This window comes from Streptomyces sp. adm13(2018), assembly GCF_008042145.1.
Classification (GTDB): domain Bacteria; phylum Actinomycetota; class Actinomycetes; order Streptomycetales; family Streptomycetaceae; genus Streptomyces.
Genome location: NZ_RDBH01000202.1, coordinates 1 through 7,348, shown reverse-complemented (window position 1 = coordinate 7,348; position 7,348 = coordinate 1). Strand labels below are relative to the sequence as shown.

Genomic DNA, 7,348 nt, shown 5'->3' with positions numbered 1-7,348 from the left:
GGACCTGGTCCGCGCGGCGGAGCAGGCCGGCACCGCCCGCTCCCGCGTCGTCATCGCCGCCACGGTCGCCTACCTGCACCGCATGACCGGCCTGACCGACATCGTGCTCGGCCTGCCGGTCACCGCCCGCCCCGGGCCCAAGTCCCGCACCGCGCCCGGCATGGCCGCCAACGTCGTCCCGCTGCGGGTCGCCGTCGACGACGCCACCACCGTCGGCGAACTCCTGGAGCGCACCCGGGTCGCGCTGCGCGGCCTCGTCGCCCACCAGCGCTACCGCGGCGAGGAGCTGCGCCGCGACCTCGGCCTGCCCAACGACCACCGCCGCTTCTTCGGCCCGCTGCTCAACGTCGTCCCGTTCGACTACGACCTCAGCTTCGCCGGTCTGCGCGCCGACGCCCACAACATGTCGCTGCGGCTCATCGAGGRCCTCGCCGTCTCCGTCTACGACCGCGGCAACGGCGGCAGCATCCGCGTCGACTTCGACGCCCACCCGGAGCTGTACGCCCCCGCCGAGCTCGCCGCCCACCAGGACCGCTACCTGCGGTTCGTCGGCCGGATCGCCCGTGCGCTCGACGAGCCGGGGACGCCCCTCGGCCGGATCGGACTGCTCGGCGACGAGGCCGCGCAGCGCGACCCGGGTGCGCTCCAGGAGTTCGYCGACGGTGGTGGCGTCGTCGACGGCGACCCGCAGCGGGACGACGTTGGCGGCCATGCCGGGCGCGGTGCGGGACTTGGGCCCGGGGCGGGCGGTGACCGGCAGGCCGAGCACGATGTCGGTCAGGCCGGTCATGCGGTGCAGGTAGGCGACCGTGGCGGCGATGACGACGCGGGAGCGGGCGGTGCCGGCCTGCTCCGCCGCGCGGACCAGGTCCTCGCGGACGTCCTCGGGCAGCTCGGCGCTGCGCCGGACGAAGTCGGCGGACGGCTTGAGCGGGCGGGTGGAGAGGGCGACCGGCTCGGGCTGGTCGGCGTACCGGCCGCGCCAGAACTCCCGGTCGTCGGCGAGGTCCCCGGACGCGCGGTACGCGGCGTCCTCGGCGAGCAGGGTGCGCACCGAGCCGAAGGGTGTGGGGCCGGGGTCGGCTCCGGTGGCGAGCGCGGTGTAGACGTCGGCGACGCGGCGGACCAGGAGGGCGGCTCCGACGCCGTCGAGCAGGATGTGGTGGTAGGCGTGGTACCAGAACCAGCGGTCCTCGGCGGCCTTGAACAGGGCGTAGGTGAACAGCGGTGAGCCGGTCAGGTCGATGCGGCGGCGCAGGTCGCGGCCCATCCACTCCTCGGCGGCGCGGCGGGGGTCGGCCTCGCCGGAGACGTCGACGGTGTGCAGGGTCCAGGCGGGCTCGGAGCCGATGATCTGGCGGGGGCCGTCGTCGGTGTCGACGAACCGGATGTGCAGGGCGTCCGCCTCGGCGGTCATCCGGCGCAGCGCCCGCTCGAAGACCGCGGTGTCCAGCGTGCCGTGGATCTCCAGGTACTCCGCCGCGCGGAAGATCGGGCTGTCGGGTTCGACGGCCTGCGCGAACCACACCCCTGCCTGAGCCCCGGTCAGCGGAAGCCGCTGCTCGCCGTCGACAAAAGACTGAGACCGGTCCATGATTCCTCGCCATCCACCTGTCAGATGTGCGACAGGCGACTCCTGGCACACCGCAAGAACAATCAGGTCAGTGGTTTCTCGCAGACGTGGTCTGCACACTGCGCTGAACGGTAGTGCGCGCACCACCGCCCTCTCTGGACAGCGCCTATACGCCAAGCTGCCTCTTTCCGGGGGCGCTTGGGTGTGCGAGAAAGAGCCTGTTGAGGTCTATCCGCCATCAGGAGATCCGTATGTCCATTGCCTTTCCGGTGAGTCCGGAATTCACCGGTGTCGCCGCCCGTGAAACACGCGACCGCGTCCTGGCGCGGGTGGAACGACGTATTCACGAATTCCTCGCCGAGGAGCGCCGTTCCTGGGCGGCGCTCAACGCGGACTCGGCCGAGCTGATCGACTGCGTGACCCGCATGGTCGGCAGCGGCGGCAAGCGTCTGCGCCCGGCGTTCTGCGTCGCGGGCTATCTCGCCGGCGGCGGCGACCCGGAGGAGCAGGTCGTCGTCGACGTGGCCGCCGCCCTGGAGCTGCTGCACACCTTCGCCCTGCTGCACGACGACGTCATGGACGACTCGGGGCTGCGCCGCAACGAGCCGACCGCGCACGTCGTGCACTCGACGCTGCACACCGAGCGGGACTGGCGCGGTGAGCCGCGCCGGTACGGCGAGAGCGTCGCCGTCCTCGCCGGCGACCTCGCGCTGGTGTACGCGGAGCGGCTGCTCGCCGACTGCCCGCCGCACGCCCGCCGGATCTGGGGCGAGCTGTGCACGGAGCTGATGATCGGTCAGTTCCTGGACGTGCGGGCCGCGGCTCGTTTCGTTCCGGACCCCGAACTGTCCAGCTGGATCGCGCTGTTCAAGTCAGGGCGCTACACCGTCTACCGTCCGCTGGCCATGGGGGCGCAGCTCGCCGGCGCGTCGGAGCTGCAGCCCGCGTTCGAGCGGTACGGTCTCGCGCTCGGCGAGGCGTTCCAGCTCCGGGACGACCTGCTCGACGCGTTCGGCAGCTCCGACGTGACCGGAAAGCCCGCCCAGCTCGACTTCAAGCAGCACAAGATGACGCTGCTGATGTCGATCGCGCTGCGCCACGAGGAGGAGGTGCGGGAGCTGGTCGGCGACGACCTCGCCGGCGTCGCCCCCGAGCGGCTGCACGAGGTGCTCATCCGGACCGGGGTGCGCGACCGGGTGGAGGCGGTGATCGGGGAGCGCATCGAGACCGCGCGGTCCGCGGTGCGCGGAGCGCTGGAACCGGACTGGGCCTCCGCGCTCCACACCATGGCGAGGCAGGCCGCCTACCGTGACAAGTGACCTGAGCGTGCCGGTCCCGGCCGCTCCGGGCCGGGCAGTCCAGGGCGCGTCCGCCGACCGCGTGTCTGCTGGTGGCGCGTCCGCCGACGGGGCCGCATCCGGATGTCGGCGTCCCGCCGCTTCCGGGCGGATTGCCTCCGAACGGGTCGTCGCGGACTGGGATTTCGCCGTGCCGTCGGGCACGCCGGGATCGTTCTGGGACGCGGTCGACCCCGTCGAGGGGCTCGACGTCTTCGCCGGGGCGCTGGCCCGCGGCGCCGGACCGATCCCCGGCCCCGGGGCGGTCCGGCTGCGGGTGCGCGCGGTGGACGCGTACCGCCCGCCGCCCGGGGAGCCGCCGGCCGCTCAGGGAGGGCCCTGGGCCGCGTACGGCGAGAGCGGGGACGAGCGGTGGATCCACTGGCCGGCCCGGGAGTCGTCGGGCACGGCCGGTCTGCTGACGGCCTCGCCGGACCCCGCCCGCGGGACGGCCGGCGGAGCGTCGGCCGTCGGCTCCCCGCCCGTCGCCTGCGGTGCGCCGGGCGCACTCGTGGAGGTGTCCGCGAGCCACGAGGCGTTCCGGCGCAAGCTGGCGCGGATGGCGCTGATCGCCCCGCTGATGCTGAACGGCGGGATGGCGCTGATCCACGGCGTGGCCGTCACCCGGGACGACGGGTTCACCGTGCTGCTCGCCGGGGCGTCCGGGTCGGGCAAGTCCACTCTCGGGCTCGCGGCCTTCGCCCACGGCTGGCGGGTCGTCGCGGAGGACCTGGTGTTCGTGACGGCGGACCGGGCCGTCGTCCCGCTGTTCCTGAGCGGCGCGTGGGAGTGCCGGGCGCACCCGGACGACCGGGCCCTCATCGAGCGGGTCACCGGGACGCCGGTCGAGGGGCACGCCTCGGAGCTGCCCGCGGACCACCGGGGGCGGGAGTACCTGTTTCCGGTGCGCCCCGGGGCCGGGCCCCTGCCGGCGCTGCCGCTGCCGGTGGACCTGGTGGTCTTCGTGGACCGGGACGGCGAGGCTCCGGCGTCCTCCGGGGGACGCGCCGGGCAGGTCCTGGGCGCGGGGCCGCGCAGCACCCTGGGCGCGGTGGCGAAGCTGCTGCGGCTCGACTTCTCCCCGGTCGTCCGGGAGACGGAGGAGACGCTGCGGCGCGTCGTCGAGGGGCTGCCGTCGCGGCGGTTCGCGGCGACCGGCCGGATCGCGGACGACGTGCCGGAGTTCCTGGCCTCCCTCGACCGGTGGGCGTGCTGACGGCCCCTCCCTCACGGTGGACGCCTCGAAGGGCCGGCCCGCTCGGGCCGGCCCTTCGAGGCGTCCGCGTGTGCGGTCGCGGATCAGGCCATGGCGACCAGGATGCGGCGCTGCCCGGTGAAGGCGCGGCGGCCGTGCGCGACCGCGACGTTGTCGACGAGCAGCAGGTCGCCGACCTCCCAGGCGACGTCCACGGCGGTCTTCATGCCGATCTCCTGGACGTGGGTGATGTGGTCGGCCGGGATGGGGCTGCCGTCGGCGAAGAACGCGTTCTGCGGGAGCTCGTCCTCGGGGATGAGTTCGGCGAGCGCGGCGGCGTCGTCGCCGAGTCCGGCGATGTGCCACTGGTCGGCCTGGTTGAACCAGACCTCCGTGCCGGTGACCGGGTGTTCCAGAGTCGCGCGGCGGAGCTGGGTGACCCGGAGGGTGCCGTCGGGCTGCCAGCTCCACTCGGCCTCGGCCCCGTCGAGGAACGCCTCGACCTCGGCCCTGTCCTCGGTCTCGAAGGTGGCCTGCCAGCTCTTGCCGAAGCCCACGCCGTCGTGGAGGTTCTGGGTGTAGCGGACGCCGGGGGCGAAGGCCGCCCGGACCTGGGGGTCGATGGACTCCAGCCACAGGCGGCCGTCGACGAGCGGGGTCGCACCGCCGGTGGCGGCCGCGACGTCGCAGTGGAAGAGGATCCGCGAGGGCCAGGTGTGCGCGTAGGACATCTCGTTGTGCATGGAGATCTCGAACTCGGCCGGATACTCGGTGGAGGTGTAGAGGTTGCGGCCGACCTTGGTACGGGGCGAGTTGCCGTGGACGTACGCGAGCCGGTTCGCCAGCAGCCGGTCGGCGGCGCCGTCGTAGGTGTCGGCGGTGATGCCGAAGCCGCGGAAGTAGACGGCGCGTTCCTCGGCCAGGAGCCGGCCGACGTCGGTGGCCCGCAGGTACTCCTCCAGCCCCTGCGGGGTGGCGTCGGCGCCCACGTCGGCGGGGCGCAGGATCCGGGGCTGCCAGGCGTTCTCGGTGGTCACGCGGGGTTCCTTTCAGGAGGGGGTCGCCGAAGGGACGGCGTCCCCGGCGGGAGGGGGGTTCGTCGGTCGGGCCGCCCCGAAGTCGGGGGCTCGGCGGTCACGGAAGGCGGCGACCGCCTCGTGGACGTCCGGCGAGTGGGCTGCGACGACCTGGACGGGGGCCTCCCGTGCGAGGGCGGCCGCCAGGGAGGGGGCGTCGGTGTTGGCATGGAGGACCTGTTTGGTGAGGGCCAGCGAGACCGGACTGTGCGCGGCGATCTCGGCGGCGAGGCCGAGTGCCTCGGCGGCGAGTTCGCCGGGGGCGGTCACCCGGCTCACCAGACCGCGTGCGCGGGCCTCGTCGGCGGCCACGAACCGGCCGGTGAGCATCATGTCGGAGGCGAAGCCGAGGCCGGTGAGCCGGGGCAGCAGCCATGAGGCGCCCATGTCGCCGCCGGAGAGCCCCATCTTCACGAAGGAGGCCCGGAAGCGGGCGCCGGGCGCGGCGAGCCGGATGTCGGCGGCGAGCGCCAGGGACAGCCCGGCGCCGACGGCGGCGCCGTCGACGGCGGCGATCACGGTCTGCGGCAGCCCGGTGAGCCCGGTGATCGCCTCGGCCTGCCGGTGCAGCAGGTCGAGCAGGGTGAGCGGGGGCAGCGAGGCGATCCGGCCGACCTCGTCGATGTCGTACCCGGCGCAGAAGGTGTCCCCCGCGCCGGTCAGGACGAGGACCCGTGCGGAGGGGTCGGCGCGCAGGGCGGCGCAGAGCTCCGTGAGGCGGGCGAACAGGTCCTCGTCGAGGGCGTTCCTGCGGGCGGGCCGGTTCAGGGAGGCCGTGACGACGCCCGGGAGCGGGCGGGTGACCAGGAGGGAGGGTTCAGATGCGTTCACGGGTCCGCTCCTCCGTGTGGCGCGCGACGAACTCCAGCGAGGCCGGCAGGGCTCCGTCGACGAACCGCCAGTCGTGGCCGCCGGGCCGCTCGTGGTACGTGACCTCGTGGCCGCGTTCGCGCAGCGCGTCGCGGACCCGGCGGTTCATGGCCCGCATCCGGTCGTGGTCCTCGGTGCCGATGTCCAGGTACAGGGCGGGCGGCGGGGTGCCGCTGTCCTGCCCGATGAGGCGGTACGGGTCGTACCGCCGCCGGGTCTCGCTGCCGGGCGGGCCCCACACCCGCTCGTGGCTCTCCACGGTCGGCATGGCGAAGGCGGGGTCCGAGCGGAAGGCGGCGTACGGGTCCCCGGTCCGCAGCGGCGCCTCGAAGGCCCCGGCGTGCGAGGCGACGGCCCCGAAGGTGTCGCGGTGCCGCAGCCCCAGGAAGAGCGCGGCGGCCCCGCCCATGGAGAAGCCGCCGACAGCGCGTCCCGAGCGGTGGGCGCGGGTGTGGAACCGCGCGTCGATCTCCGGGAGCAGTTCGTGGACGAGGTGGTCCTCGTAGCGCAGTCCGGCGTGGTCGTTGACGAACCAGCGGCGTCCGCTCTGCGGCAGGACGACGATGGTCCGGCTGTCGCCGACCAGGTCGACGAGGCGGGTGTTGACCAGCCAGGTCTCCTTGCTGCCGCCGTAGCCGTGCAGGAGGTACAGGACGGGGTGGGGCGGTCCGTCCTCGCTGTAGTCGCCGGGCAGGACGACGTTGACGCCCTTGTCGCGGCCGAGGAGCCGGCTGGGCCGGCGCAGGGTGAGCACGCGGGCGGTCACGCCGACTCCCGGAGGGCGGGGGCGGCCAGCGCCCGGCGGTCGATCTTGCCGGTCGAGGTGCGGGGGAAGGAGCCGGCGAGGTGGAAGGCGGCGGGGACCATGTAGCGCGGGAGGGTCGCGCCGCAGTGGGCGCGCAGCTCCGCGGCCTCGGGCGCCGCGCCGTCGGCGGGCACCACGTGGGCCCGGAGTTCCTGGTTGCCGTCGGCGTCCGGGACGGCGACGCAGACGGCCTCGTGGACATCGGGCCGCCGCATCAGCACGGCCTCGATCTCCTCGGGTTCGACCCGGTGGCCCCGGATCTTGATCATGTGGTCGCGGCGGCCGAGGTAGAGGTAGCCGCCGCCCTCCAGGGACCGGACGAGGTCGCCCGTGCGGTGGGTCCGGGCCGCTCCCCCGGCCTCGGCGAGCGGGGTGCGGCCCCAGTAGCCGAGCATCACCGAGTCGCCGGTGACGCAGAGTTCACCCTCGGCGCCGGGGACGTCGGGGACGGCGCGCCCGTCCGGGCCGAGCAGCCGGGTGTCGGCGTAGGGG

Annotated in this window: 6 protein-coding genes and 2 pseudogenes; 3 read left to right on the top strand and 5 right to left on the bottom strand. The window is 74.3% G+C overall.

Annotated features, from left to right (window positions below; all coding sequences use genetic code 11):
• Positions 1–4: 4 nt before the first annotated feature.
• A pseudogene (locus EAO70_RS40545) lies at positions 5–565 on the top strand (condensation domain-containing protein); the annotation flags it as partial.
• An 87-nt stretch (positions 566–652) separates the two neighbouring features.
• Here the strand turns inward: EAO70_RS40545 and EAO70_RS40540 are convergent.
• A pseudogene (locus EAO70_RS40540) lies at positions 653–1,594 on the bottom strand (condensation domain-containing protein); the annotation flags it as partial.
• A gap of 230 nt (positions 1,595–1,824) precedes the next feature.
• Here EAO70_RS40540 and EAO70_RS35565 point away from each other — a divergent pair.
• Positions 1,825–2,892: a polyprenyl synthetase family protein gene (locus EAO70_RS35565; protein ID WP_148006931.1), complete on the top strand. Its 1,068-nt coding sequence runs from the start codon at positions 1,825–1,827 to the stop codon at positions 2,890–2,892.
• Positions 2,893–3,061: 169 nt separating this feature from the next.
• The gene (locus EAO70_RS35560; RefSeq protein WP_148006930.1) at positions 3,062–4,126 is read left to right on the top strand and encodes a hypothetical protein; all 1,065 of its coding nucleotides are present in this window, start codon (positions 3,062–3,064) and stop codon (positions 4,124–4,126) included.
• Between the two features lie 83 nt (positions 4,127–4,209).
• Here EAO70_RS35560 and EAO70_RS35555 read toward each other — a convergent pair whose 3' ends face one another.
• The 4 genes from EAO70_RS35555 to EAO70_RS35540 form a co-directional block, all read right to left on the bottom strand.
• Positions 4,210–5,142 (bottom strand): TauD/TfdA family dioxygenase, encoded by a 933-nt coding sequence (locus EAO70_RS35555; protein ID WP_148006929.1) that lies wholly within the window; start codon positions 5,140–5,142, stop codon positions 4,210–4,212.
• Positions 5,143–5,154: 12 nt separating this feature from the next.
• The gene (locus EAO70_RS35550; RefSeq protein ID WP_148006928.1) at positions 5,155–6,012 is read right to left on the bottom strand and encodes an enoyl-CoA hydratase/isomerase family protein; all 858 of its coding nucleotides are present in this window, start codon (positions 6,010–6,012) and stop codon (positions 5,155–5,157) included.
• Positions 5,999–6,817: an alpha/beta hydrolase gene (locus EAO70_RS35545; protein ID WP_261993215.1), complete on the bottom strand. Its 819-nt coding sequence runs from the start codon at positions 6,815–6,817 to the stop codon at positions 5,999–6,001. The genes EAO70_RS35550 and EAO70_RS35545 overlap by 14 nt, the downstream gene beginning before the upstream one ends.
• A partial coding sequence (locus EAO70_RS35540) for an AMP-binding enzyme (protein WP_148006927.1) occupies positions 6,814–7,348 on the bottom strand: 535 nt, incomplete at its 5' end. The genes EAO70_RS35540 and EAO70_RS35545, both read right to left, overlap by 4 nt.